This is a genomic window from Streptomyces vulcanius, from assembly GCF_042653945.1.
GTDB classification, from domain to species: Bacteria; Actinomycetota; Actinomycetes; order Streptomycetales; family Streptomycetaceae; genus Streptomyces; species Streptomyces mangrovi.
Genome location: NZ_JBHSFK010000004.1, coordinates 58,607 through 83,917, shown reverse-complemented (window position 1 = coordinate 83,917; position 25,311 = coordinate 58,607). Strand labels below are relative to the sequence as shown.

Below are 25,311 nucleotides of genomic sequence, written 5' to 3'. Positions count from 1 at the left end.
CGCGCGGAGGCCGCGGATCACGCCGCGTGAGATCAGGTCACCGTGAATCCGTCGAAGGTGGCGATGCCCCGTGTGCCGGTCCAGCCGTTGGCCGCGGTCATGAAGACCCCGATGTCCTGTACGGCGGACACGCCTCCCGGTGTGGCCGTGCCCACCGTCGTCCAGGTGACGCCGTCGGTGCTGGCCTCCCCGGTGTACGAGGCGCCGGACCTGGTCAGCCGCAGCCGCACCGGCGCGGTGAAGGAGCCCGACAGCGCGATCGAGTCGAAACGGCCGTCACCGTCGGCGTCCCAGCTCAGCGCGCAGCCGTTGGACGGTGTGACCGCCAGGTTCACATAGCCCGCGCTCCCCTGAGCGCCCAGGTCGTCGCGGACGACGAGGCCCGCCCGTGCCCAGCCCCCGGTCGCGTCCTGGGACGTGACCGTGACCTCGGCCACCGTCCCGTCGCCGTACGCGCCCGCCCGGTACACCGCCCCGAACTCGTTGGTGCCGCCCCACAGGTCGGCCCCGGCGCCCTCGACGGCGATCTCGTCGCCGGCCCGCCCGAACACGGCGTCGTTGTAGGAGACCGTGCGGTACGGGTCGCCGACCCCGGCCGCGGCCACCAGCCGCAGCGGCGCGACCGCCTTGCCACCGCCCGTGTACGACGCCGCCGCGACGACCTGGCCGACCAGTTCCGTCGGCTCACCCGCCAGGGAGACCTCGAAGCGAGCGGCGAACGTCTCGCCGGACGCCACCGACGCCGTGCGCACCGGATCGAGCGGCTTCACCGCCATGCCCTCGGGGGCGGTGACGGAGAGGGTCACCCCGCGTGCCGCGGCGAACCCGTTCTTGTTGGTGAAGGTGACCGTCACCGTCGCCGGCGTGCCCTCGGCCACCGCGCCCCGGTCGGCCCCCGCGGTGAGCACCGCCTGATGGGGAGTGGCGGCGAGCAGGTCGCGCACCCGGCGGGCCAGGGCGTACGGGGAGCCGTGGGGCTCGGTCGGGTGCGTCTCGTGCGCGTGCGCCCAGCGGTCCTCCAGGGCGAACCAGTCGATCGTCGCCGGGTCCTTGCCGGCGGTCAGCGCGGCGAAGTACGTCTTCCAGCGGGTCCGGTACAGGCCGCCGACCAGCCCGGCCCACTCCCGGTTCGCGTAGTCGTGCAGGCCCTCGTCGCTGCTGGCGCGTCCGCCCCAGGTGGTGAGGAGGGAGCGGACGTCGTACTCCAGGCGGTCCTTCTCGGCCCGGTCGGCGCCCCAGGAGCGTGCGTCGGCCAGCCACCGGCCGAGCAGGTGCGGACCGGAGGACGCCAGCAGGTCGTCGAGGAGGTCCATCCAGTCCAGCCAGGTCCTGGTCAGCCTGCCGAACAGGGCCTTCTGCCCGGCGTCGTACGCGGCCTTGATCTGCGGCAGCAGGACCCGGCTGCGGTTGGACAGGACCTGCCGGGCCACGTCGACGACGTCGTACCGGTAGGCCGAGCTGTCCCTCAACTCCGCGCGAACCGCGAGGAGTTCGGTGAGGGCCGCGTCGAAGGCCGTGGTGTCGTAGCGGTCCTTCTCCGGGCCCCAGGCGGCGGCCTTGTCAGCCATCAGGTTCGGACGGGCGCCGAACAGGCCGTCGGGTGCCTCGCTCCAGGCGTCCGCGCGGGACATGTTGTACGCGGTGTCGCGGATCGTCTGCCAGGCCGCGGCGGCGTGCCGGTCGGGGCCGCCGTAGCGGGAGAGGGCGTACGCGGCGAACCAGTCGTCCAGGTCGATGACGCCGGGCGTCCAGGCCAGGTCGGTGAGGAGGGCCAGGGCGGGCGCGTTGTTGTCGGCGGCCTCCGGCATCGCGGCGATACCGGCGAGCGAACTGCCTTCCCTGTCACGCCACTTGGGGTACTGCTCCACCCAGTCCGGGGCGTTGGCGCCGATCGGGGTGTGGCCGCCGAAGTTCCAGATGCTGCCGAAGGCGTACGGGGTGCCGCCCCAGTCGCTCTCGCGGTCGGTGACGGTGGTGTAGCGGTCGGACAGACCGTCCACGATCAGCATCCGGCTCTTGTCGACGCCGTCGAGCAGCGCCCTGGACGGGTTGGTCTGCCAGCCGAGAATGGCCCAGACGGCTCCCGGGTGGGCCTTCTGCAGCGCCGCCTCGACGGCCCGCGCGGCCTCGCCCACCGGCACGTCACCGGGGTTGCCGCCCTCGTGCAGCAGGTCCATCTTGTACATCGTGCTCGCGCCGAACCGCTCCGTCTGGGCCCGGTAGAAGGCGGCGGCCACGTCGTCGAAGGCCGTGGTGCGCGGGTCGAGCCAGTCGGGGCGTTTGAAGGCGCCCCAGTTGCCCTGCGCCACCACCGCGGCGTCCCCGCCGTGCCGGGCGGGGAAGTCGTCCGGGACGCTGCCGTAGTAGCCCGGCAGGACCGGCGTCATGCCCAGGTCGCGTATCCGGTCGACGATCTTCTCGGCGAGCGCGGCACGTCGCTCGATGAGCTGCCGGGAGACGGGTCCGCCGAAGCCCGACATGTTCTGCAGCAGCCACCAGGGCTGGTGGGCGGGGGCCGGGATCCAGGCGCGCAGCGCGGCGTCGGAGTAGCCGAAACGGCGGAAGGTGTCGTAGTACACCGCGTCGCCGCCGGTGTAGACGAGGACCCGGTTGACTCCGTGCAGGGCCAGGACGTCCAGTTCGCGCTGCCAGGCGTCCCAGTCGCGGTAGGCGCCGGTGTAGCCCTCGTTGGTGTCGTTGAAGGCGAAGCGGTGCGGCACGTCGGCCGTTCCCGTGATCTCCTCGGCGGGCGCGGGGAGGGTGCGCGGCAGGCGCAACTGCTCGCCGGTCCAGGAGACGGAGGCGTACGCGGTCCGCCGCAGATAGGTGTGGAGGCCCGTGAGCAGCACGGCGGGGCTGGTGCCCTCCACCGTGATGTGCCCGGCCCGGCCGGTGACCCGGAAGCGGTCCGTGTCGTCGTCGACGGCCCGCAGGGTGAGCTGCCGGTGGTGGTCGGGAAGCAGACGCTTCAGCGCGGCTGCGGCGGGAGCGGTGTCGAACGGGACGCCGTCGGCCGCGTACGCGCCCTGCGGGCGGGTCAGCAGCGCGGCGCCGCCCAGCGCGACCGCACCCGTGAGGATCCGTCTGCGGGTGACACCTGTGATGCCGAGATCGCCTCGGTTGTCGAGCATGAACGTCCTTCCGGGAAAGCTCAGTTGACCGTCATGGCGAAGATGTGCAGGGCGGGGACGCCCGACTGGAGGCCGTCGCTGACCTTGGGCAGGACCAGGGAGCGCAGCTCCTTGCCGGCCGCCAGCTCGACGCCGAAGGTGAACAGGCTGACGGGGGTGTCGTCCCGGCCGGTGGTGATGTGGCGGTAGGGCAGCACCACCGCGGCGGAGGGGTGCGTCCCGTACCAGTCGGGGACGGCGACCGGGAACGCCTGCTCGGTGCCGTCGGTGTAGACGATTTTGCCGTCGCCCCTGCCCTCGCCCCAGGTGCTGGTGCCGAGGAAGGACAGCCGGGAACCGGAGCCGGACAGCAGCACGGTCTGGCCGGCGGAGACGACGTTGTCCTTGCTCCCGGGCCGGGTCTCCGGCCAGGTGAAGGGCACCCCGCCGTACGTGACCGTGGCCCCCGGAGTCAGCCCCACCGACGCCAGCGCCTCGGCCGACAGACTGGAGTTGGAGCCGTCGATGTTGGCGACGGTGAGGGCGTCGTCGGAGGCGATCCCCGCGTTGTCGAAGGCTCCGGGCAGTGAGCGGTACGGCAGCAGGACGGAGGAACTGGCCCGGGTGCAGTCGGAGCCGTGCCGGTGCACGTCGAAGAGGGCGTGCGCGGTGAACACGATCCGGCCCTCGGCGTCCTCAGCGAGCCGGGTCCGCCAGGTGCGGGTAACCGACCGTCCGGGCGCGAGGCTGCCCAGGCTGTCCGGTTCCGCCGTGTCGTCCACGGCCAGGTACAGCACGGTGCCGCGCAGCGAGATCCCGGTGCTGTTGGTGAGGGTGGCCGTCAGCGTCACTGCCTGGCCCGCGTCGGGGGCGGGCGGGGTGACCGTGAGCGAGACGGGCGGCGCGAGGAAGTCCTCCTCGGGGCGGTAGGCGTTCATGATTCCCCCACGGTGAAGTGGTCGAACACGGCCCGGACCGTCGTGCCGGGATAATTGAGGTTCACGGCGCTCGCCACCACGCCGACGTCCAGGGTGCCGCTCGCCGAGAACACGGTCGCGCTCGCGATCTCGTTCCAGGCGAGGCCGTTGGTGGTGGAGTACGCGGTGTAGGTGGTGCCGGAGCGGACCAGGCGCAGCCACGCGGGGTGGCTGGAAGCGCCGCCGCCGGCCCAGGTGTCGAGGTGTCCGTCGCCGTCGCTGTCGGTCATGAACTCCAGGCCGTACGACTTCGACATGGTGAGCACGGCGTAGCCGCCCCGCTCCGGCGCGGTCAGGTCGTTCGCGACGGCGATCCCGTACTTCGCGGACGGGTTGTCGCTGCCGGTGAGGCCGACCGTCTTGACCTGCACCACGCTCGACGCGGCTGCGGAGCCGGGAAGGAGGATGCCGCCCTTCTCGTCACGGCCGCCGGACAGGTCGCCGCCGCCCGCCCAGACCACCAACTGGCTGCCGTACTGGCCGAATTGGGCGTCGCCCGTGGTGGCGAACGTCCGGTACGGGTCCCGCACCCCGTTCGGCTCGTAGGGCACGCTGACGGTCTTCGCGGCCCGCGCACAGTCGGCGCTGCGGCCGTCCACGTCGAAGAGGACGTGCGCGGTGAACGCGACGTCCCCGGCGACGTCGGCCGGCATCGACGTGCGCCAGCTGCGGGTGACCCTGGCGCCGCGGCGCAGATCACCGAGCGGGACGGTGCGTGCGGCGGTCGCCCTGCCCGGGTCCACCAGGTACAGGACGGCGCCGCGCAGCGGGAACGGGCAGTCGTTGACGAGGACGGCGGTGGCGGTGACGGCGTCGCCGCCGGCCGGTGCGGAGGGTTCGGTGGTGACGGTGAGGGTGGGGCCGAGGGTGTCCGTACCCATGTGCTCATCGCTCCCAGTCGACGGTGAAGGTGTTGGCGAGTTCGCTGGGCAGCGTCTCCGGGACGCTGATGTGGACCTTGCCGTCGGAACGTGTCCATTTCAGCGGCCTGTCGTGGCCGAGCAGCCGGATCCGCGAGGTCGCGGAGAGGGGGATGTCCGCGGGCACGGAAAGGGTGCCGCTGGGGGCGCCCAGCACGATGATGTTGAACTTGCCCGGGCTGACGGTGTACCGGATGCCGAGCGGGCTGCCCTCCTCCTCGGCCCGCACCCAGGGCGTCGAGCCGTAGATCGCGGGCCCGTTGACGTTCAGCCAGGCGCCGATGTCCCGCAGCCGCCGCTGCATGACGTCCGGGATGGTGCCGTCCGGCTTCGGCCCGATGTTCAGCAGCAGGTTGCCGTTCTTGCTGGTCACGTCGGCGAGCAGATGGACGAGGAACTCGGAGGTCTTGTAGTCCTCCTCGACCTCGAACTTGTTGTAGCCCCAGGAGTAGCCCATCGTGATGCAGCACTCCCACTTCTGGGGGTCCATCGTGGGATTGGTGCGCTGTTCGTAGGTGGCGAAGTCGAAGTGCGTGTCGAAGCGGTCGTTGACCACGACACCCTTGGGCTTTCGGCGGTTCTTGGCCTGGTTGTAGTAGTGGGAGATGGGCTCCTCGCTGCGCCACGGCGGTTCACCGGTCGGCCGGAACCACTGGCCGTCCGCCCAGAGCAGCTCCGGGTCGTAGCGGTCCACGATCTCGTACAGCTGCTTCAGTTCGTAGTCCCCGATGTAGTCGTCGACCGGCCTGTAGCCGGTCATCGGGACCTCCTCACCGGTGTAGAAGTTCTTCATCGGCCGGCCGATCGCCGGATTGAAGAACTCGCCGAGCGAGTAGTACAGGCCGGGCCGCACCCTGCCGCGCTTGCGGGCGGCCGTCATCAGCTCGCCGACCAGGTCGCGCTTCGGGCCGTACTTCCCGGCATGACGGTCCGTCACCTCGCTGGGCCACAGGGCGAATCCGTCGTGGTGCTTGCTGGTCAGCGCGAAGTACTCGGCACCCGCCTGCTCGAACAGCCGCACCCAGGCGTCCGGGTCGTAGTTCTCGGCCGTGAACTGCGGGATGAAGTCGTCGTAGAGGAAGTCCTGGCCGTAGGTGTCGCGGTGGTACTTCCAGGTGGGATCGGTATTGAAGCTCTGATACCAGAGGTACCACTCGGCGGCCATCTGCCGGGCGGAGCCGGCGGGAACCGAGTAGACACCCCAGTGGACGAAGATGCCGAACTTCGCGTCCTTGTACCAGCGCGGTACGGGGTGGGTGTCGAGGGACGCCCTGGTGGGCGCGTAGTCGGGGATGCCGCCGCTGATCGCGTGGGCGGCGCCGGGTGGGGCCAGGAGCACTGCCGAGCCGAGTGCGGTGGCCGTGGTCAGGAAGCGTCTGCGGCTGACGTTCACAAGAACCTCTCAGTCGGTGGTGGAGAAGGAGTCGAAGACGGCTGTGGTGGTCTGGCCGGGGTAGTTGAGGTTGACGGCGCTCGCGACCATCCCCGCGTCGAGGCCGCCGTCCGCGGCGGACGGCACGGTCGCGGTCCCGATCCGCTGCCAGGCGGTGCCGTCGGTACTGGAGTACGCGGTGTAGGCGGTGCCGTCGCGGGTGATGCGGAGCCAGGCAGGGTGGTACGAGGAGCCGCCACCCGCCCAGGTGTCGAGGCGCCCGTCGCCGTCGCTGTCGGTCATGAACTCCACGCCGTACGACTTCGACATGGTGAGCACGGCGTAGCCGCCGTTCTCCGGGGCGGTCAGGTCGTTCGCGACGGCGATCCCGGCCTTGGCGGAGGGCCCGCTGCCGGTCTGGCCGACGAGCCGGGCGGTGAGGCTGCCCGAGGCGGGTACGGCATCCGGCACATGGATGGCGGCCTTCTCGTCCTTCCAGCCGGCCAGGTCCTGACCGCCGGCCCAGATCGCGAACTGGCCGTCGTTCTGGGCGTATTGGGCGTCGTCGGTGGTGGCGAACGTCCGGTACGGGGGCTGGACGGCGGACGGGACGGGGGTGACGTCGCCGGTCACGCTGTCGGTGTCGTGGCGCGTCCGGCCGCCCTGCCGGAAGGCGGTGCCCACGCCGATGTCGTACGGCCCCCATGCCGCGTCGACGGACGGGGTCACGCGCCAGGTGACGGTGTAACTCCCGCCGGAGGCAAGGGAGTCGGTACCCGTCTTCCCCTCCGCCTGGGCGGTCCAGCCGGCCGGCAGGCGCAGCCCGGTGGTGACCCGGGTGACCGCCTTGGGGCCGGTGTTGGTGACGGTCGCGGTGATCTCCGTGGTGCGGCCGGCCGGGAGGCTCGGGCGGTACGGGGTGAGCCGGACACGGGCCGAGGGGCAGTCGCGGGCCACCCCGAGGCCGACGAGGTCGACCGCGTCGGCGAACGCCTTCATGCCGGTGTCGTTGGGATGCAGATGGTCACCGGAGTCGAACGCGGCGGCGAGGCGCGTGGGGTCGTCCGGATCCCGTACCGCCCTGTCGAAGTCGGCGTAGCCGTCGAAGACGCCGCCGTCGCGTACGAAGGTGTTGACCTGCTGCCGGTCGGCCTCCTTGGCCTCGGTCCAGTAGTCACCCCAGCCCCGGTACGGGACCACGGTCGCGCCGATCACCCGCAGCCCGCGGGCGTGGGCCCGCCGCGCGATCTCCTTCATGCCGTCGATCACCTGGTCGCCGGTGGCGCCGCCCCAGCTGAGGTCGTTGACGCCCTCGAAGAGGATCACCGTCCGGGCGCCCGGCTGGGACAGCACATCGCGCTCCAGCCGCTGAAGTGCCGAGGGGTTGCCGTCGGTCCCGGCCGTGATGCGGTTCCCGCTGATGCCCTCGTTCAGCACTCCGGCGGGGGAGGTACAGGCCGACAGCCGGGCCGCCAGGTAGTCGGGCCAGCGCCGGTCGGCGTCCGAGGTGGAGGCGGCCCCGTCGGTGATGGAGTCTCCGAGCGCGACGACAGAGCCCCGCGTCGGCCCGCCCCGCACGTCGACGCCGGTGAGGAACGGGAAGGTGGTGTCGGTCGTGGTGAACGCGTCGCCACCGGTGTCCCCGGTGTGGTCGCCGCCGCCGTCCGGGGTCCAGTAGACGGTCTGCAGCCCCATCCAGTGCTGGCTGATGTGGGTGAGCCTGCCGGGGAAGTACAGGCTGACCACCAGGTCGCTTCGGGCGGCCACGGGAATCCGCACCCCGTCGCTCGCCGCCTGCCCCCCGGCCGGGATCGTCACGTCCTCCTTCCCGCCGAACGTCAGATCGCGCGGGCCGGACACGGACGAGCCGCTCGCGCGCCGCCCCACGGTCGCGTGTCCGATCGTCACCGGCTGGTCGGTGAACTCATTGGTCAACCGGATCCGGACGCTCGTCCCGCCCGCGCTGACGCGCACCGGGATCCGCACGGTCACTTCAGAGGTGCCCGGGTCGTACGACGCGTGCTGCGCGGTCGCCCAAGTCCCTGTCCAGCCTTGCTGCCGGGCCCCGGCTTCGGCGGGAGTCACCGGAAGCAGGGCCGCCAGGACGGCCGCCACGGCCGCCGCCAGGGCGGCGAATCCCCGGTGTCCGCGCAGCCGGCTGCGCGGGTGTCCCCGCAGGTGTCCACGTGGTCCGAGCACATGTCCTCCTCAAGAACAGCCGCGGCCGAGGCCGAGCGTGGTCAGGTCGATGGAGTCGGCGAACGCCTTCATCCCGGCGTCATTGGGATGCAGATGGTCACCGGAGTCGTACGCCGAGCTCAGCCGGCGCGGATCCGCCGGGTCCCGGACCGCCCGGTCGAAGTCGGCGTAGTCGTCGAAGACCCCGCCGGAGTCCCGGACGAACGCGTTGACCTGCTGTCGCCGCGCCTCCGTCTCCTCGGTCCAACCGCCCCAGGAGAAGTCCTGGTACGGGGTGATCGTGGCGCCGACGACCCGCATCCGGCGCTGGTGCGCCCGGTCGGCGATCTTGGTCATCCCGGCGATGATCTGCTCGGCACTCGCCCCGCCGAGATCGTTGATCCCCTCGAAGAGGATCAGGGTCCGTGCCCCCGGCTGGGAGAGCACGTCCCGGTCGAGCCGGTCCAGGGCCGAGGGGTTCGTCGCGGTCCCGGCCGTGATCCGGTTGCTGGTGATGCCCGCGTTGAGCACCCCTGCGCCGGGCCGGCAGGCGTTCAGCCGGGCGGAGAGCAGGTCGGGCCAGCGCTGGTTGGTGTCGGCCGTCGAGAAGGACCCGTCGGTGATCGAGTCGCCGAGCGCCACCACCGCCCCGGTCCTCGGCGCGGTCACATCGACACCGCTGAGGAACGGCCAGCTCGTGGTGGTCCAGGTGAAGGCGTCACCGGCGGTGTCGGCGGCGTGGTCGCCCGCCCCGTAGTCCGTCCAGTACACGGTCTGCTGCGCCCACCAGTGATCGGTGATGTGCGTGACCCGGCCGGGCAGATGGAGACTGACCACCAGGTCGGTCAGGGCCGGCACGGCCAGGCGGACCGGATCGCTGACCGCCTCGCCGCCCGCCGGGATCGTGACCTCGCGCTTCCCGCCGAACCGCACGTCGTATGGGCGTGCCACGGCGGAACCCCCGTCACGCAGGCCCACGGTCGCGTGCCCGATCGTCACCGGGTCGGTGGCGTAGGCGTTGGTCAGGCGGATGCGTACGGATGAACCGCCGACGCTGGTGTGCACCGGCATCCGCACCGTCACCTCGGACATCCCCGAGACCTCGTAGTGCTCGCCGGCCGCCGCCGCCCAGGTCCCCGTCCAGCCGCGCTGACCGGACAACTGACCTGCCTGGCTGGGCGCCACCGGCCCCGCGAGGACAGCCACGACCATGAGCATCAGCACAGCGAACCTGCCGCATATCGAACGCATCCCGCCCCCTACCGTTTTGCGCCGGTGCGCGCGAGTGCCTGGTACGCATTGGCGGCGCCCTTGGCCTCGAGGTTGACGAAAGCCGGGGTCACCCCGAGCGGAGCCGCGTATCCCTCGAGCGTCACGGGGCCGCGGACGACCTTGCCGTTGGTGACGTCACGCCACGTTCCGGTCGGCAGGAAGACGTCCCGGGTGGTGCCTTCGTCGAGCTTGGGTGCGGCCAGCACGGCCGGGCCGAGCATCCACTCGTCGGTGACCGTGTAACTCGCCTCGTCCTTCGGGAAGTCGAAGAACAGCGGCCGCATGATCGGATCGCCGGTCTTCAGGGTGCTCTGCACCTGCCCCCAGATGTAGGGGGCCAGCCGCTCGTGCGTCGCGATGGCCGACCGGTAGAGATCGACCGTCTCGCGGTCGTAGCCGACCCACTCGCCGGTCGTCGCGTCCCGTACGCCGGTCGGCGAGGTCGAGGCGTACATCAGCGGCATCAGGGACGCCGCCTGTGCCCAGCGGGCCAGGACCTGCTTCGTGGGCGGTGGGTAGCTGAGCGAGCCGCCGATCATGTCGGTCTCGACGAACGGGTAACCAATGGTGGAGACCGCCAGGTTGGCCGAGACCGCGGCGCGCAGCCCCGCGAAGGTCGTCGGCTTGTCGGCCGTGCGGGTGGCGAAGCCCTTGGCCTGCGCGGCGTTCCAGGCGACCCGGAGCCCGGCTCCCTGCTGGTCGAACTCGTCGGCCAGCTCGGTGCCGTACTTCACGTAGTCGGCGCGGGTGGCCCCCGCGAAGGGGGCGCAGCGGTCGTCGAAGAAGGCGGTGTCGAACTTGAACCCGGCGACCCCCAACTGGCTTGTCTGCGCCGTGAGATCGTCGGTGTACCACTGCCGCGCTGCCGGGTTCGCCAAGTCGATCAGCCCGGTCCGGCGGCCGTTCCACCAGGTGAACAGACAGGGTTTGGCCGGGTCGGACGGGTCCTTCAGCAGATACCCGTTGGCGACGGCTTCGGAGAAGTTGACTGCGGTCTCGGGCATGTACAGGCCCGTCCACATGCCGAGGTCGAAGCCGAGGCGGCCGAGTTGCCCGGACAGGGCGGGCACATCGGGGAAGCGTTCGCCGAAGTCGGCGGCGATCACGCTCTCCTCGATCTGCAGGGCGTGTCCGCCGAGCCCGGCGCCGGCCAGCGCGCGAGCCAAGGCGAGGACGTTCTCCTGGGTCTGTTCGCCGTAGAGCTGGGCCCAGGAGTTCCACAGTGGGGTGGCGTACTGCTCGTAGGAGGTGTCGGAGCGTTCGGGCTTGCCGACCAGCGCGATGTGGTCGCGGTACACCTCCGCGGGGGTTTCCTCGACGAACACCGTGGAGGCGGCGGGTCGGTCTCCGGTGACGGTGAACTCGCCGAGCCCGTTGCCGCCGGAGTTGATCCGCACGTCCATCGGGTCGTTGGTGTCCGCCCGCAGTCCGGTGGCGCTGGACGTGTACCAGAAGGGGGAGACCACCTGGTAGGAGGCCGGGCTGAACCCGGTGTCCACCAGCTGCCCGGAGTCCAGCGGCCACGGCTGGACGGTCTGGTCGCTGTTCTCGCCGTGTCCGTACCAGTGACCGGCGCTGCTGAGGTAGTACGCCGTGCTGAGCGCGTCGGCCCGGGCGCCCGACAGGGACCAGTTCATGACGTACCGGTCGGAGCGCAGGATGATCCGTAGATCTACGGTGACGCCCGGCAGGTCGGTGGCGGCGGTGACGCGCAAGGCGTTGCCGTCACGGGTGCTGCCGGTGACCTCCCGGACGATGTGCCAGTCGGCGCCGATCCGGAACCGGAACGCCCCGGGCGCGGTGGCCAGGACGGTCCGGCCCGCCCGCACGGTGGTGACGGCCAACCGGTCTGTTTCGACGCGCAGTTGGTAGGCGGGTGTCGCGAAGGTGATCGGCCCTGAGCCGGCGGCCGCTGGGGCCGTGCCGAGCAGCGGGGCGGCCAGGATCAGCGCCGCCGGGCCGCAGCGGACGGCTCGTCTCACCGTAGGCATCAGGCACCGCCGCCGCAGGTCAGTCTGGCGTCGGCCCAGTCGGCATGGTCGAGGGCGTTGCCGTCCCCGGCGTCCGAGACGACGAGTTCGAGGCGGCGCGCGCCTGCCACGTCGACGTCGATCTCCTTTGTCGCCGTGTCCCGGTCGACAGTGCCGCTCTCGTAGACGGGGGTTCCGTCGGCGAGGACGGTGTAGGCGACGGTGGCCGGGCCGTCGGTCCGGCCGTAGGTCTCCTGGTCCAGGCCCAGCGCGGCGTGGAAGGTGGTACAGGTGCCGCCGAGCCAGACCTGCACGCTGCTGGCGGCGTGGGTGCCGAGGCCCTTGTCGTAGACCGTGTCGTGGAGAGTGAGCGGCAGGCCGTCGCCCTCGGCGTTCTCGCCGACGGACTGGTCGCGTTCGACCGGCCCCCAGCCGTTGCTGCCGGCCTGGAACGGCAGATCGCTGACGTAGTGTTCGCCGGCCGCGAGGGGCGGTGGCTGCGCCGCCACCACCTGTTCCCCGGTCACCGAACCGGGCTTGCCGGCGCGGGTGAAGTCGGCGGTGACGCGGAGAACCGCGACCGTGCCGGTCTGCTGGTCGGCGGGCACGGTGACGGTCCACCGGGCTTTCGCCGAGGCACCGGGCCTGAGCGTGCCGAGCCGCACCGGGTCGGCCGGGGTCGCCGTCCAGCCGTCGGGCAGCTTCGGGCTCAGGGTGAGGTCGCGGAGCGTCTTGCCGTCGCCCGGTACGGCAGTGGTCGTCGTGACCTGGTAGCTGTTGCCCGGCTCGACGGTGTCGGGGGCGTCGACGGTCATCCGCGCCGGGGTGGCCGGGTCGGCATAGGTGGCGCGGTCGTAGGCCGGGGAGGTCACCTGGCCGACCCGCAGCGAGGAGGTGACATTGCCGAGCGTGGTGAGACCCACCTTCCCGAGGCCACCGCTCTTGGCGTCCTCGCTCCACGAGGCGATGGCGATGGTGTTCTTGCCGACGGCGCGCAGGATGCCGTTGGGTATGGGGAAGGTGTGCTGCGGACCGGTGTCGTTGACGTAGTTGCCCATCAGCCAGCCGTTGACATAGATGAGGGCGCGGTAGTTCCGGCCGGGGTCGTCGGTGATGGTGACGCCGACGGAGACGTCCTGGCCCTTGGGCAGCCGGGGGTTGAAGGTGGTGCGGTACCAGGCGATGCCGGGGGTGGTGTCCTTGGCCGGCAGCGTGGTGTCGTCCCAGGCGCGGTCCGGGTAGCCGGGCAGGGTCCAGCCCGAACGCTCCCCGTACAGACCGCCGTTGTTCATGTGCCCGCGTACCGTGTCGACGGGCTGTTCGCCACCCCGGGCACCCTGGATGCGCCAGGTGATCTGCGCGTCGGAGCCCGCGAGATACGCCGTGGTCAGGCCGCGGGGCTGCTTGTGGTCGTCGCTGTTCCAGGTGAAGTCCTCGTTGTGGCCCATGGTGCCGACGAGGACGGAGACCACGTTCTCCTTGCCCTTGCGCAGCAGCCCGTCAGCCAGGGGGAAGGTCTTGCGGCCGGTCTGACTCGTCCCGGCGAACTTCCCGTTGATCCACACCGAGTACGCGCCCACCGCGGCCGAGCCGGTGTCCGGGTTGGTGGCGTAGGCGGTCAGGGAGAGGGACTTCTCGGTGCCGGTGGCCTTGAAGCGGCCCCGGTACCAGACATAGCCGTAGTGGTAGCCGTACTCGTCCTGGTAGAGCACCGGCAGAGTTCCGGGCTCGGTCGGGTTGTTGCTGCTCAGCTTGTCGGCGTACGTCCAGGACGCGTCGTCGAAGTCCGGGTCGGCCTCCGGCGTTTCGGCGGACGTCTTCCAGTCGGTCAGCTCGGGGAGCTCGACGTCCTTCGGGCCGGGCACGCTGCCCAGCAGGCTGCCGGAGGAGGTCGGCTTCACCTTGAGGGGTGCGCCGTTCCAGGTGACCTTCCGTACGCCGGGCGGGGCGAAGACCTCCAGCGGGCCCGCCTTCTTCGCGTCGCCGGTGAGGGCGAGCGTCGACCCCCGGCCGGTGACGGACGCCGTACGGACCAGTTCGGTGCCCCGTTCCAGCACGGGACCGGCCGCCGTGTCCTGCCGCCAGAAGCCGGCGGCCTCGGCGTCGGTGCCGATGAGCAGCAGCAGGTCGGGGCGCCCGCCGCCCTGGACGAGGACCCGGGTGAGGCCGGAATGGGTGTAGTCGAGCTTCAGGTCGCCGCGCTCGGCGTCCCAGGTGGCGTCCGCCTTGCCGTCCAGCACCGTGACCTTGGGCTTGGCGGAGTAGCGGAGCATGGTCTGCCCGGGGTCGCCCTCGCCGCCGTACAGCACGGCCTGGGTGCGCTCTCCGGTCCGCGCGCTGGTCAGCAGCTCGCTGGTGGAGTAGACGAGGCGCTGGCCGCCGCCGAGGTCATGGCCGGCGACGAGGATCTTGCCGGTCTTGCCGTTGAGCCGTGCGGTCACCGGATAGGTGCCGTCCGGGGTCTTCCAGTCGAAGGTGGTGGTGGCGTCGGCGTCGGCCATCGGGTCGCCGTGCCGGAGGTAGAGGAACTGGGTTCCGTTGTCCGGGTTGGCGCGGGCCTCGATGTGCACGGCGGTGTTGGACGAGGCCGGGGCGTCGGCCGGATCGGTCGCGGTGAGCGGTCCTGTGGTGGTGTAGAAGAGGCCCTGCCGCTTCATCTCGTCGTAGTCGGCGCCGGTCTGCCGGGGCTCGCTGATCGGTGCGCCGTAGTCGTACGAGGTGTAGACCTGGCGCGGGTCGGCGAGCCAGCCCCAGTTGGTGCCGCCGTAGGTCATGTAGAGGTTCTCGATCGTCGTGCCCTGCATGACCTCGTGCTTGTTGACGATCTTCTGGTAGGCGGGGCCCATCTTCTCCGGGCACTTCTCGTAGCCGGTGTCGCCCCAGGTCTGGAACCAGCCGGTGCCCGCCTCGAAGATCGCCAGCGGAGCGTCGTCCTGCTGCCGTTTGAGGGCGGGCAGCCACCACTCGCCCTTGCAGAAGGAGTTGTACTGGTCCAGCTCGCCGACGAAGTCCAGGCCCTCACCGCCCGCGTACTGCGGCATCGGCTCGTTGCCGACGAGGGGCACGGTGATGCCGTCGGCCCGTACCTGCTTGCTCAGCTCGACGATGTAGTCGCGGCCCTGCGGGTCGTACAACTCGTTCTCCACCTGGTAGAGCAGCACCGGTCCGGTGCCGTTCGTGACCTGGCGGCGGGCGAGGATCCTGTCGATCTCCTCGAGCCACTCGCGGGCGGCGTCGAGGTATTCGGGGTCGGTGGAGCGGGCCTGTCCCTTCTGCGTCATCAGCCAGCCGGGGAAGCCGCCGCCGTCCGTCTCGGCGTTGATGTACGGGCCCGGCCGGGCGATGACATAGAGCCCGGCCTCCTCGGCCATGTCGAGGAGCTTGTCGACGTCACGGACACCGGTGAAGTCGTAGACGCCCTTCGCCGGGGAGTGGTAGCCCCAGTCGAAGTAGATCGAGACGGCGTTCATCCCGCTCGCCTTGATCTTCTGGAGCACGTCGCGCCACAGGTCGGGGCTGGGGAGCCGCCAGTAGTGGAACTCCCCGGACCAGACGAAGAGCCGCTCGCCGTCGACCTCGACGGAGTACTTGTCGTAACTGACCGTGTGGGGAGTGGGTTTGGCGGCATCCTGGACCGTGGCGTGGGCGGGTACCGCCACGGAGAGGACCGCGAGCAGTACGGCGGCCAGTGCGGTACGCAGGTGTCGAACTCGGGCGAGGTTCACGAGGTCCCTCCCGTACAGGTCAGCTTGGCGTCGGCCCAGTCGGCGTGGTCCGTGGAGACATCGCCGTCCCCGTCGACCAGCAGGTCGAGCCAGCGGGCGTCGGTCACGTCCACGTCGATGGCGGCGCCGCCGTCGGAGCCGCGCACCACCGGGGTCGTGGTGAGGGAGCGGCCGTCGGTGATCACCTGGAAGGAGACGCTGCCGCTGTCACCGACCTCGTCGTCCACCCCGGCGGTGGCGGTGAACCGGGTGCAGCCGCCGCCGAGGTAGACCCGGATCCGGCTGTTCGCGTGCACACCGAGACCCTTGGCGTAGGTGGTGCCGCCGATGCTCAGGGGACGTCCGTCGCCAGCCGCGGACTCCCCGTTGGAGGCGTCCTTCTCCACCGGACCCCAGCCGTTGACCGCCGTGACGAGGGTCAGGTCGCTCACATGGGCGTCAGCGGACAGCCCCGGCGGCGGCACCTGCACGGCCCGTACACCGGTGACGGTGCCCGGACGGCCGTGCTGGGTCAGCTTGGCGGTCGCGGACAGGACGGCGTAGTGGACCGGGTCGGCAGGCGGGGTGACGGTGTAGTCGGCGGTCACCGTGTCGCCGGGCCGGACGCGGTCGAAACGGGTGGTGTCGTCGGTGGTCGCGGTCCAGCCGGCCGGGACCTTCAGCGCCAGTTCGACGTTCCGGGCGGTCGGCGCGCCCTTCGGCACGCTGACGGTGACGGGGACCTCGGCGGCGGTGCCGGTGCTCAGGAACGGTTCGGCGTCGACGGTGACTCGGGCGCCGGCGTCCGGCATGGCGTACGTCCTGGCGTCGTACGAGGGCGCGGCCACCGCAGGGACCTTGATCCCGCCCGCCGAGGCGCCGAGGCCGACGAGCTTCGCCGAACCCGGGCCTGCACCGGCCTCGGTGGACCACACGGCCAGGGCGATGGTGTTGGTGCCCTGCTCGCGCAGGATGCCCTTGGGGATGACGAACCGTGTCTGGGGTCCGGTGTCCGGCAGATAGCGGCCGATCAGCCAGCCGTTGACGAAGATCTGGGCGCGGTAGCCGGTGCTGCCGCCGTCGGCTTCGGCCAGATCGAGTGCGAGCGCGTTGTCCTGGCCCTGCGGCAGGTCGAGCCGGGCGGAGGTGCGGTACCAGCGCACGCCGGGCCCGGTCTTCCCGGTCTGCTGAGAGAGGGTGGTGCTCTTCCAGCCGCCGTCGGGGTATCCCGGCAGCGACCAGCCGGCCCGCTCCCCGTACAGCCCGCCGTTGTTGTACGGGCCCCGGGCGGTGTCGACCGGGTCCTCACCGCCGCGGCTGCCCTGGATCTTCCAGGTGAGGGTGGAGGCCCCGCCGATCACCTCGGCACCGAGCAGACCGCGCGGCTCCTTGGAGTAGTCGTGGCCCCATTCCTCGTTGTGCCCCGCGTTCTCCACCAGCACGGAGAGGACGTTGTCCCCGCCGGCCTTGAGCGTGTCCGCCGGGATGTCGAAGGTGTGCGCGCCGTTGCCGGAGCTGCCGAGGTAGCGGCCGTTGAGCCAGACCCCGTACTGCCCGGTCGCACCGGTCTTGGCGTCGAGTGCGAGCGCGGTCGCGGTACCGGTGGTCCTGAACCGGCCGCGGTACCAGACGTTTCCGTGGTGGTAGCCGTACTCGTCCATCGCGAGGACCGGCAACGACCCGGCCAGATCGGGGTTGTTGGCGGTGAGGTGGTCGGCGGTGGTCCAGGTGGAGTCGTCAAAGCCGGGGGCGGCCTCCGGCGCCTCCTCCTGGTACTTCCATGTCGTCAGCGGGGGCAGCTCGACCGGGCGCGGCGCCTGGGTGACGGCGACCCTGCGACCGTTCCAGGTCACCTTCCTGGCGTCCGCGATGACCTCGATCTTCGCGGCCTCGGTGGAGTCGCCGGTCAACTTCAGGGTGCCATCCGCCTGTTCGGCGGTACGGACGAGCGACGGGCCGCGTACGAGAACCGGGCCCGCGGCGGTGTCCTGCCGCCACCAGTGGGCGGTCTCGGCGGTGTCGGCGATCAGCAACTCCATACCGTTCACCAGCACCCGGGCCAGGCCCTTGTGCGTGTAGTTCAAGCGCAGGTCGCCGCGTTCGGCGTCCCAGGCGGTGGTGACCTCGCCGTCGAGGACGGTTACCTCGGGCCGCTCGGAGTACCGCAGCACGGTCTCGCCGGTCTCGCCCGCCCGCCCGTACAGCAGTGCCACGTCCCGGTCGCCGATCCGGGCGTGCGTCATGATCTCCGAGGTGGAGTAGACGAGCCGCTGGGTGTCGCTCAAGTCGTATCCGGCTACGAGGAGTTTGGCGTCCCGGCCGTCGACGGTGATCGTTCCCCGCTGGGGTACGCGCGGGTAGTCGCCGTCCGCGCCCTTCAGCGACAGGGTGGTCTCGTCCTTGTCCTTCACTCTGGTGTCGGCGTGCCGGACGGTGAAGAACTGGGTGCCGTCGTCGGGGTTGACGCGCCGGTCGACGCGCAGGGCGTCGTCCGACGGCACGGGAGCCTCGGCCTTGTCGGTGCGCGCCAGCGAGGTGACGGAGTTGACCATGTACCCGAGGCGCTTGAACTCCTGATATTTCTCGGTCAGTTGGCGCGACTCGTTGATCGGGGCCCCGTAGTCGTACGACGTGTAGACCGCGTTGGGGTCGGCGAGCCAGCCCCAGTTGGTGCCGCCGTACGTCATGTAGAAGGACTGGCCGCTCACTCCGGCGGCGATGTTCATCTTGCTGAACACCCGGGTGAAGTCGGTGCCGGTGAGTTTCGCGCAGTCCTGGTATCCGGTGCCGCCCCAGGGGTCGAAGGCGCCGCCCTGAGCCTCCGGGATGATCAGTGGGGACTCGGGCTTCCACTCGTTGACGTACGAATAGTCGGGCAGGTTCTTCCAGGTGTCGGGGTCCTTGCAGTCGAAGCCCTGCGGGTAGGCGTCGAAGCCGTAGATGTCCGGGGCGCCCTTGCCGCTGACCCAGTTCTTGTTGGCGCCGCCGTCGTTGACGAAGGTCGGGACGTCGATGCCGTCCTCACGCGCCCAGTCGATGAGGGTCTGCATGTAGTCGGCGTCCTGCCGGCCGCCCTGGTACTCGTTCTCGACCTGGTAGAGGATCACCGACCCGGTGCCACGCGTGAGTTGGTGGCGCGCGATGATCGGGTTGATCCGGCTCATCCACTCCCGGGCCGCCTTCGTGTACTCCGGCTCGGAGGTGCGGTTCACGCCGGCCTGTGTCTTCCGCCAGGCGGGCATGCCGCCGCCGGAGACCTCCGCGTTGATGTACGGGCCCGGGCGGGCGATCACATAAAGGCCCGCGCGCTCGGCCTCGTCGAGCAGCCGCTCCACATCGCGGATGCCGGTGAAGTCGTACGAGCCCGGCTTGGCCGAGTGGTAGCCCCAGTCGAAGTAGAGCGAGACCGCGTTGAACCCGCCCGCCTTGATCTTCTGCAGTACATCGCGCCACGCGTCGGGGCTGGGCAGCCGGAAGTAGTGGAACTCGGCGCCCCAGAGGTACAGGGGCTTGCCGTCGACCTGCACGGAGTACTGGTCGTAGGTGACGGTGTGCGGGGCGCTGGGCTTGGCCTGGACCGGTACGGCGGTGGCCTGCGGACTGGTCAGGGGCATGACAGCAAGGGCCGCGGCGAGCAGCAGGGACTTCCACCTCACCCTCATGACGTCAGCCCCTTCACGACGGCTGCCCGCGCGGTCTCGATGTCGCCCACGTCCTTCGTCCGGCCGTCGAGGTTCCGGGTCGCGGTGGTGAGGGCCTCGGTCAGCGCGTCGCTGTCGGTGCCGCCGTCCTTCTTCCGCAGCTGGGCGACGAGTTCGTAGTCCTCGATGCCCTCCTTCAGCTGCTCCCAGCGGATGCTGGACATCGGGCCGTCCTTGCCCGGGTAGACCAGGTACTCGTCGCCCTGCGTGAAGATGTGCACCGGCTGCTTGAAGGGATCGCTGGTCCAGCTGTTGTACGACCAGCGCAGGAAACCGTCCAGGTGCCGCTGGGCGGAGATCCACGGCAGCATCCGCGACTCGACGGCGGGGGAGTACGACAGCGTGTTGGGGTGGGCCGGCGAGCCGTACACGTAGAAGGTGGTGATCTTGCCGGCCTTGCGCCGCTCCGCCGCCTTCTCCTTCGTCATCGCGTCGATGCCGCCCCAGTCGACGGACAGGTTGGACGCGACGCCCTCGGTGCTGATCGAACCGGCCACGGAGATACGGTCGTCGAAGGCCGGCGCGACCTCGTGGACGAAGTCCCTGACGACCGTCATGGTGTCGATGGGCCGCTCGTCGAAGGACAGCCAGGTGTTGTCCAGCCAGCCCTTCGCCTTCAGATGCTTCTCGAAGGCGGGAAGGAACGCTCCCCAGGCCTCCCGCCAGCGGTCCCCGCCCAGACCGACGTTCTCGTAGACGGTCTTGCCGGTGCTGGTGTCGGTGTAGGTGAGGTGCTCCTGGTCCTGGAACGCCAGCATCGAGAAGGCGCCGATGTCGGGCCCGAGACCGGCGCGTCTGGCGGTCCGGACGTACTGGTCCCAGCGGTCGAAGTCGAAGGAGAACGTCTTTCCGTTCCAGCTCCAGCCCACCATGCTGGTGTACGGCGTGGCGGTCTGCGACTCCCGGGTGCCCAGCGACCACTGGTGGTGCCACGGGTTGTCGACGATGGTGGTGTTGATGACCTTCTGGCCGCGGGAGGCCAGGTCGCGGTTGTACTTCTCGATCAGCTTCCAGTGCTGGTCGGACCAGAGCCTGACGCCGTGGTTCTTGGCGATCGTCTCCGGCTGGGCCCATACGTCGAGGAAGAAGTCGTAGTCCTTCGGGTCGGGCACGCTCGCGTCGGCGACCTCGATGGTCAGCGGATAGTTGGCCTGGGTGCGGCCGTCGGCGTTGACCTTGACCGTGCCGGTGTAGGTGCCGGGCCTGGCCTTCTCGGGGATGTGGAAGGTGAACCACAGCGGCTGCGCCGCGTACGCGGGCACGTCCACGGAGGACCGCTCCTCGAGCGCGTCGCCGACCACGTCGGGGTTGCGGTCGCCGGACACCTCCTTGCCGGAGCTGACCTGGTCGATGGTGGCGGACCAGTCGACCTCGCTCTTGGAACGCTGCACGGGCACGTACTTGACGAACCGGACCTGGGTGTCGGCACCCGACAGCTTCGCGCCGCCGGGGCCGGTGAGGTCGCCGATCACGGCGTTCACATCGTCGAGCTTCTGGCCGGAGGCGATCGCCAGCTGCGCCGAGACCTGCTCGTTGCGCACGGCGGAGAGCTTGAGCTCCTTGGTGTCCTTCCCCTGGACGGCGGTCATCGGGTAGCGCGGGACCCGCTCCTCCGCGGAGCCGGCGAAGGAGCCGGTGGGAACCCAGGTGATGGTGTCCCTGGTGCCCATGGCATCGGCGACCTTGACGGTCAGCCAGGTGGGGGTGGCCTTGGAATCGAGGTCGGTGCCGGTGGTACCGGTGACGGCGATCGCGGTGGTGCTCGCGGCCACGACCACGCCCGCGACGAAGCCGGCGACAGCTGAGGACGTACGTGCCATGGGGCTCGGTTCCCTCTCTTGGGATCAGTGGCGCCTGTGGTGTCAGGAGGTGACGGAGAATCCGCTGAAGACGGCTTCGATGTTCTCGCCGGGGTGGTTGGCGTTGGCCGCGCTGGCGACCATCCCGGCGTCACCGGTGCCGGTGGCCGACGGCACCTGGGCGGTGCCGACCTGGGACCAGGTCTCGCCGTCCTTGCTGGCGTACGCGGTGTAGGTGGCGCCGTCCCGGGTCAGCCTGAGATACGCCGGGTGGTAGGTCGAGCCACCGCCCGCCCAGGTGTCGAGCTTCCCGTCGCCGTCGCTGTCGGTCATGAACTCCACGCCGTACTGCTGGGTCATGACCAGCACCGCGTAACCGCCCTTTTCGGGTGCTGTCAGGTCGTTGGCGAGGGCGATGCCTGCCTTGCCGACCGGTGAGGCGCTGTCCTGCGAGACCAACTGGGCCCGCACGGTGGCCTGCTCGCCTGCCGCGTCGTCGCGGTAGATGACGCCCTTCTCGTCCTTCCAGCCGGACAGGTCCTGGCCGCCCGCCCAGATGGCGAACTGGTCGCCGCCCTGGGCGTACTGGGCGTCCCCGGAGGTGGTGTCGGTCGTCAGATAGGGCGCCTGCACACTGCCCGGGGCGGCCTTCACCCGCGCCTGCACGGTGTCGGACACCTTTGTCGCCCCGTTGTAGGTGGCGGTGCCGGTGAGGTCGTGGCTGCCCCAGCGGGCGTCGTCGGCCGGGGTCACCGTCCAGGTGGTGGTGAGGGCGGCGCCGTTCCTGAGGGACTTCGCGGTGGTCGGGCCGGTCGCCCTGGCAGTCCAGCCGTCGGGCAGGTCCAGTGCCGCCTTGGCGTTCCTGAGGGTCCGGGTGCCCCAGTTGGTCACCTCGGTGGTCACCTCGAACGGGGTGCCGGAGTCGGTGGCCGGGGCGTCCGGGGTGATCAGGACCGAGGCGGCCGGAGCGTCGTCGCGCTTGAGGGCCTTGATGGCCTTGGCCGCGCCCTTGGCCTTGAGGTTCACGAAGGCCGGGGTGACACCGAGCGGTGCCGCATACCCCTTGAGGGTCCTGGGGCCGCGGATCACGGTGCCCTGGTTCACGTCGTACCAGGTGCCCGGTGGCAGATGGACGGAGCGGGTGGCGCCGGTGCTCAGCTTGGGCGCGGCCAGCACGGCCGGGCCGAGCATCCACTCGTCGGTGACCGTGTAACTCGCCTCGTCCTTCGGGAAGTCGAAGAACAGCGGCCGCATGATCGGATCGCCGGTCTTGAGGGTGCTCTGCACCTGGTCCCAGATGTAGGGGGCGAGTTTCTCGTGCGTCTCGATCGCCTGCCGGTAGAGGTCGACCGTCTCCTGGTCGTAGTCCACCTTCTGCCCGGTGGTGGTGTCGTTGGTGTCGACCGGAGAGGTCGAGGCGTACATCAGCGGCATCAGCGAGGCGGACTGCGCCCATCGCACCAGCACGTCCTTCGACGGTGCCGGCTGGCCGCCGGAGCCGCCGATCATGTCGGACTCGACGAACGGGTAGCCGATGGTGGAGATGGCCAGGTTCTGGGTGGCGGAGGCGCGCAGGGAGTCCCAGCCGGTGCCCTTGTCGACCTGGCGGGTGACGAAGCCGGCCTCGTGGGCCGTCTGGTTCCAGTGCACCCGGATGCCGGCGCCCTGGAGGTCGAACTCGTCGGCGAGCTGCGTGCCGAGCTTCTGGTAGTCCGTGGCCTGGTGGCCCTCGCGCGGTGCGCACTTCTCGTCGAAGAAGCGGGTGTCGAACTTCAGCCCGTCGATGTCGTAGGTGTCCATCAGTGTCTTGAGGTTGCCCTCGTACCAGGCTTTGGCCTCGGGATTTGCCAGGTCGATGATCCCGGCCTGGCCGTTCCACCAGGTCACTTCACACGGCTTGGCCGTGTCCTTCGCGTCCATGAGCAGATAGCCGTGGTCGGCCGCGTACTGGTAGTTGTCGGAGTCCAGGTTGATCCACAGGGTGACCCAGATGCCGAAGTCGAACCCCATGTCGTGGATCTTCTGGGAGAGGCCCTTGGGATCGGGGAAGGTCTTGGGGTCCCAGGTCAGATTGCCGTAGTTCGACTCCCACTTGTCGTCGAGCTGGATGGTGTGCCCGTCCAGACCGTTGTCGTGGAGGTCGGTGGCGTAGTCGAGCAGTTTCTCCTGGTCGACCTTGGTGTAGAACTGCGCCCAGGAATTCCACAGCGGCTTGGCGTACTGCTCGTACGGGGCGTCGCTCTTGGCCGGTTTGCCGACGATTCCTATGTAGTCGCGGTAGACCGCGAGCGGAGTCGACTCGACGAACACGGTCGCCTTGTAGGTGTCGGGTGACTCGACGGTGAAGGTGCCGAGGCCGTCCTTGCCCTTGTTGAGCGCCACGTCCATGACGTTTCCGGTGTCGACGCGCAGACCCGTCGACTTGGAGGTGTACCAGAACGGGTCGATCATGTTGTACGACGCCGGGCCGAAGGTTTCGTGGTCGACCTCGCCGGCGTCGAGCGGCCAGGGCTGGTTGACGCCGGGACCGCCTTGCGGGGTCTCCGCCTCGCCGTGGCCGTACCAGTGGCCGGCCGAGGACAGGTCGTAGGCGAGGCCCAGTTTCTTCGGTCCGCCGCCGTGGACGTCCCAGTCGAGCTGGTAGCGGTCGGTGCCGGGGGTGATCCGGGCCTCCACGGTGGCGCCGTCCAGCGTGCTGTCGGCGGTGACGGTCAGGACGCCGTTCTTCCACGTCCAGCCGGTGACGCCGGTCGCGTGCTGCCAGGTGCCATCGGCCGCGGCGAAGCGCAGGGCGCCGGTGTCGCCGGAGGCGGTGGCGAGCACGGTCTTTCCGGCGCGGCGTGTGGTCAGGGCGAGTGCGTCGGTGGCCACGTCGAGGGTGTAGCCGGGGGCGCCCGCGGAGGCCGGCACGGAGACCGTGACGGTGTGCGCGGTGCGGTCCACCTTCGGCCCGCCGGTGGCGGCGGTGGTGGTGGGGCGGGGGGCGGCCGTCGCCGCTGCGGTGGAGCCGGTGACGGGCGCCATCAGCAGGGCGGCGGTCAGCGCGGCAGCGATTAACAGGCCGCCGGGACTGCTCAGTCGGGCGTGCACTCGGGTCCTCCTGTCGGACAGGACGGTGGATCGGGAGCGGCGGTGCGTGGTGCCTGGCAGGGCTGGGGCCTCTGCTCAATGCTGCATAGAGATGCAAGATTCATCAAGATTTCGCTCATGTTCTTGCGGCTATCGCCACCTGTCAACAGGCCGCGGTGCGACTCCGCCGACGCTCAGGTGCTCCTGAAGAGCCGCTGTGTCCCTGATGGCGGTCGCTCTCCGGCCCCGCTGACAGGCGTCAGCGGAGCCAGAAAGTGACCGTAAAGGAAAGGTAAAATCAGGTCAGGCGAGGATCACGGAACGGGTCAGATGGCGCGGATTGTCCGGGTCGAGGCCGCGTGCCGAGGCGAGGGCGGCGGCCAGCCGGTGCACCACGACGAGGTCGGACAGGGGGTCCCGGCCGAGTGCCACCAACTGTCCGCCGGTGCGTGCGATGTCGTCGGCGAGGCCGGGCGGCAGGGCGGCCGGGTCCCCGAACCACCAGGCCACACGGCCGGGTCCGGTGACACTGATCGGGCCGTGCCGGTACTCCATCACCGGATAGGCCTCCGTCCAGGCGCATGCCGCCTCGCGCATCTTCAGCGCCGCCTCCTGGGCGATCCCGTACGCCCAGCCCTGCCCCAGGAAGGTGAACTGCTCGGCTTCGAGCACCCCGGCCGGCAGCGGCTCGTCCAGCGCCGAGTGCCCCTGCTGCGGCAGATGTCCGAGGTCCTCGCCCAAGTGGGCCCGCAGGAGCACCAGTTCGGTGCTGGCGAACCGGGTCTGGACGACCGAGGTCTCGTCGGCGAAGCCGAGCGGGACGACGGCGTCCGCCAGCTCCGCCACCGGTGACCGCGGTACCGCGGTCACCGCGGTGGTGGGAGTGTGCCCGCGCAGCCGGCGCAGCAGCTCCAGCACCTCGGTCGTGGTGCCGGACCGGGTCAGCGCGACCACCCGGTCGTAGGTACGCCCGGCCGGCATCTCGGAGGCGGGGAAGGCGTCGGTCTCGCCGTGGCCGCCCGACTCCCGCAGTGCCGCGTACGCCTGGGCGATGAACCAGGACGTCCCGCAGCCGACGACGGCCACCCGCTCGCCGGGCCGGGGCAGCGAGGCGGAGGCGGGGCCGTCGGGCGTCCGGGCCAGTGCCACGGCCTGCCGCCAGCAGTCGGGCTGGGTGGCGATCTCGATCTCGGTCTGACTCATCGGGAGATCTCCCCTCTCGGGCGCACGGCGTGACCG

The 25,311-nt window shown here is 70.5% G+C and carries 12 protein-coding genes; all 12 read right to left on the bottom strand.

Going from position 1 to position 25,311, the window contains the following annotated elements:
* Nucleotides 1-32: 32 nt before the first annotated feature.
* Complete coding sequence (locus ACFPIH_RS07290; RefSeq protein WP_381169362.1) at nt 33-3,131, bottom strand: alpha-N-acetylglucosaminidase; 3,099 nt, start codon at nt 3,129-3,131, stop codon at nt 33-35.
* A gap of 20 nt (nt 3,132-3,151) precedes the next feature.
* Nucleotides 3,152-4,048 (bottom strand): beta-glucosidase, encoded by an 897-nt coding sequence (locus ACFPIH_RS07285; protein WP_381169361.1) that lies wholly within the window; start codon nt 4,046-4,048, stop codon nt 3,152-3,154.
* On the bottom strand, nt 4,045-4,968 hold the full coding sequence (locus ACFPIH_RS07280; protein WP_381169359.1) for a DUF1349 domain-containing protein: 924 nt from the start codon (nt 4,966-4,968) through the stop codon (nt 4,045-4,047). Before ACFPIH_RS07280 ends, ACFPIH_RS07285 begins: the two co-directional genes overlap by 4 nt.
* Nucleotides 4,969-4,972: 4 nt before the next feature.
* Nucleotides 4,973-6,400 carry an alpha-L-fucosidase gene (locus ACFPIH_RS07275; RefSeq protein WP_381169357.1) on the bottom strand — a complete coding sequence of 476 codons (1,428 nt, stop codon included), beginning with the start codon at nt 6,398-6,400 and terminating at the stop codon, nt 4,973-4,975.
* 9 nt (nt 6,401-6,409) lie between these two features.
* Nucleotides 6,410-8,578, bottom strand: coding sequence for a GDSL-type esterase/lipase family protein (locus tag ACFPIH_RS07270; RefSeq protein ID WP_381169355.1), 2,169 nt, complete (start codon nt 8,576-8,578; stop codon nt 6,410-6,412).
* Between the two features lie 9 nt (nt 8,579-8,587).
* Nucleotides 8,588-9,769: an SGNH/GDSL hydrolase family protein gene (locus ACFPIH_RS07265; RefSeq protein WP_381169962.1), complete on the bottom strand. Its 1,182-nt coding sequence runs from the start codon at nt 9,767-9,769 to the stop codon at nt 8,588-8,590.
* Between the two features lie 47 nt (nt 9,770-9,816).
* On the bottom strand, nt 9,817-11,820 hold the full coding sequence (locus ACFPIH_RS07260) for a glycoside hydrolase family 31 protein (protein ID WP_381169353.1): 2,004 nt from the start codon (nt 11,818-11,820) through the stop codon (nt 9,817-9,819).
* Nucleotides 11,820-15,524, bottom strand: a complete 3,705-nt coding sequence (locus tag ACFPIH_RS07255; protein ID WP_381169351.1) for a beta-galactosidase — start codon at nt 15,522-15,524, stop codon at nt 11,820-11,822. The genes ACFPIH_RS07260 and ACFPIH_RS07255 overlap by 1 nt, the downstream gene beginning before the upstream one ends.
* Nucleotides 15,521-19,165, bottom strand: coding sequence for a beta-galactosidase (locus ACFPIH_RS07250; RefSeq protein WP_381169349.1), 3,645 nt, complete (start codon nt 19,163-19,165; stop codon nt 15,521-15,523). Before ACFPIH_RS07250 ends, ACFPIH_RS07255 begins: the two co-directional genes overlap by 4 nt.
* Nucleotides 19,162-21,024: a DUF4091 domain-containing protein gene (locus ACFPIH_RS07245; RefSeq protein ID WP_381169347.1), complete on the bottom strand. Its 1,863-nt coding sequence runs from the start codon at nt 21,022-21,024 to the stop codon at nt 19,162-19,164. Before ACFPIH_RS07245 ends, ACFPIH_RS07250 begins: the two co-directional genes overlap by 4 nt.
* Nucleotides 21,025-21,066: 42 nt before the next feature.
* Complete coding sequence (locus tag ACFPIH_RS07240) at nt 21,067-24,027, bottom strand: TIM-barrel domain-containing protein (RefSeq protein ID WP_381169960.1); 2,961 nt, start codon at nt 24,025-24,027, stop codon at nt 21,067-21,069.
* A 348-nt stretch (nt 24,028-24,375) separates the two neighbouring features.
* Nucleotides 24,376-25,275, bottom strand: coding sequence for an SIS domain-containing protein (locus ACFPIH_RS07235; protein ID WP_381169345.1), 900 nt, complete (start codon nt 25,273-25,275; stop codon nt 24,376-24,378).
* Nucleotides 25,276-25,311: the final 36 nt, after the last annotated feature.

Coding starts and splice junctions, on each gene's coding strand:
- ACFPIH_RS07290 (WP_381169362.1), bottom strand. CDS start 3,131: ATGCTCGACAACCGAGGCGATCTCGGCATCACAGGTGTCACCCGCAGA.
- ACFPIH_RS07285 (WP_381169361.1), bottom strand. CDS start 4,048: ATGAACGCCTACCGCCCCGAGGAGGACTTCCTCGCGCCGCCCGTCTCG.
- ACFPIH_RS07280 (WP_381169359.1), bottom strand. CDS start 4,968: ATGGGTACGGACACCCTCGGCCCCACCCTCACCGTCACCACCGAACCC.
- ACFPIH_RS07265 (WP_381169962.1), bottom strand. CDS start 9,769: ATGGTCGTGGCTGTCCTCGCGGGGCCGGTGGCGCCCAGCCAGGCAGGT.
- ACFPIH_RS07260 (WP_381169353.1), bottom strand. CDS start 11,820: ATGCCTACGGTGAGACGAGCCGTCCGCTGCGGCCCGGCGGCGCTGATC.
- ACFPIH_RS07250 (WP_381169349.1), bottom strand. CDS start 19,165: ATGAGGGTGAGGTGGAAGTCCCTGCTGCTCGCCGCGGCCCTTGCTGTC.
- ACFPIH_RS07245 (WP_381169347.1), bottom strand. CDS start 21,024: ATGGCACGTACGTCCTCAGCTGTCGCCGGCTTCGTCGCGGGCGTGGTC.
- ACFPIH_RS07240 (WP_381169960.1), bottom strand. CDS start 24,027: ATGGCGCCCGTCACCGGCTCCACCGCAGCGGCGACGGCCGCCCCCCGC.
- ACFPIH_RS07235 (WP_381169345.1), bottom strand. CDS start 25,275: ATGAGTCAGACCGAGATCGAGATCGCCACCCAGCCCGACTGCTGGCGG.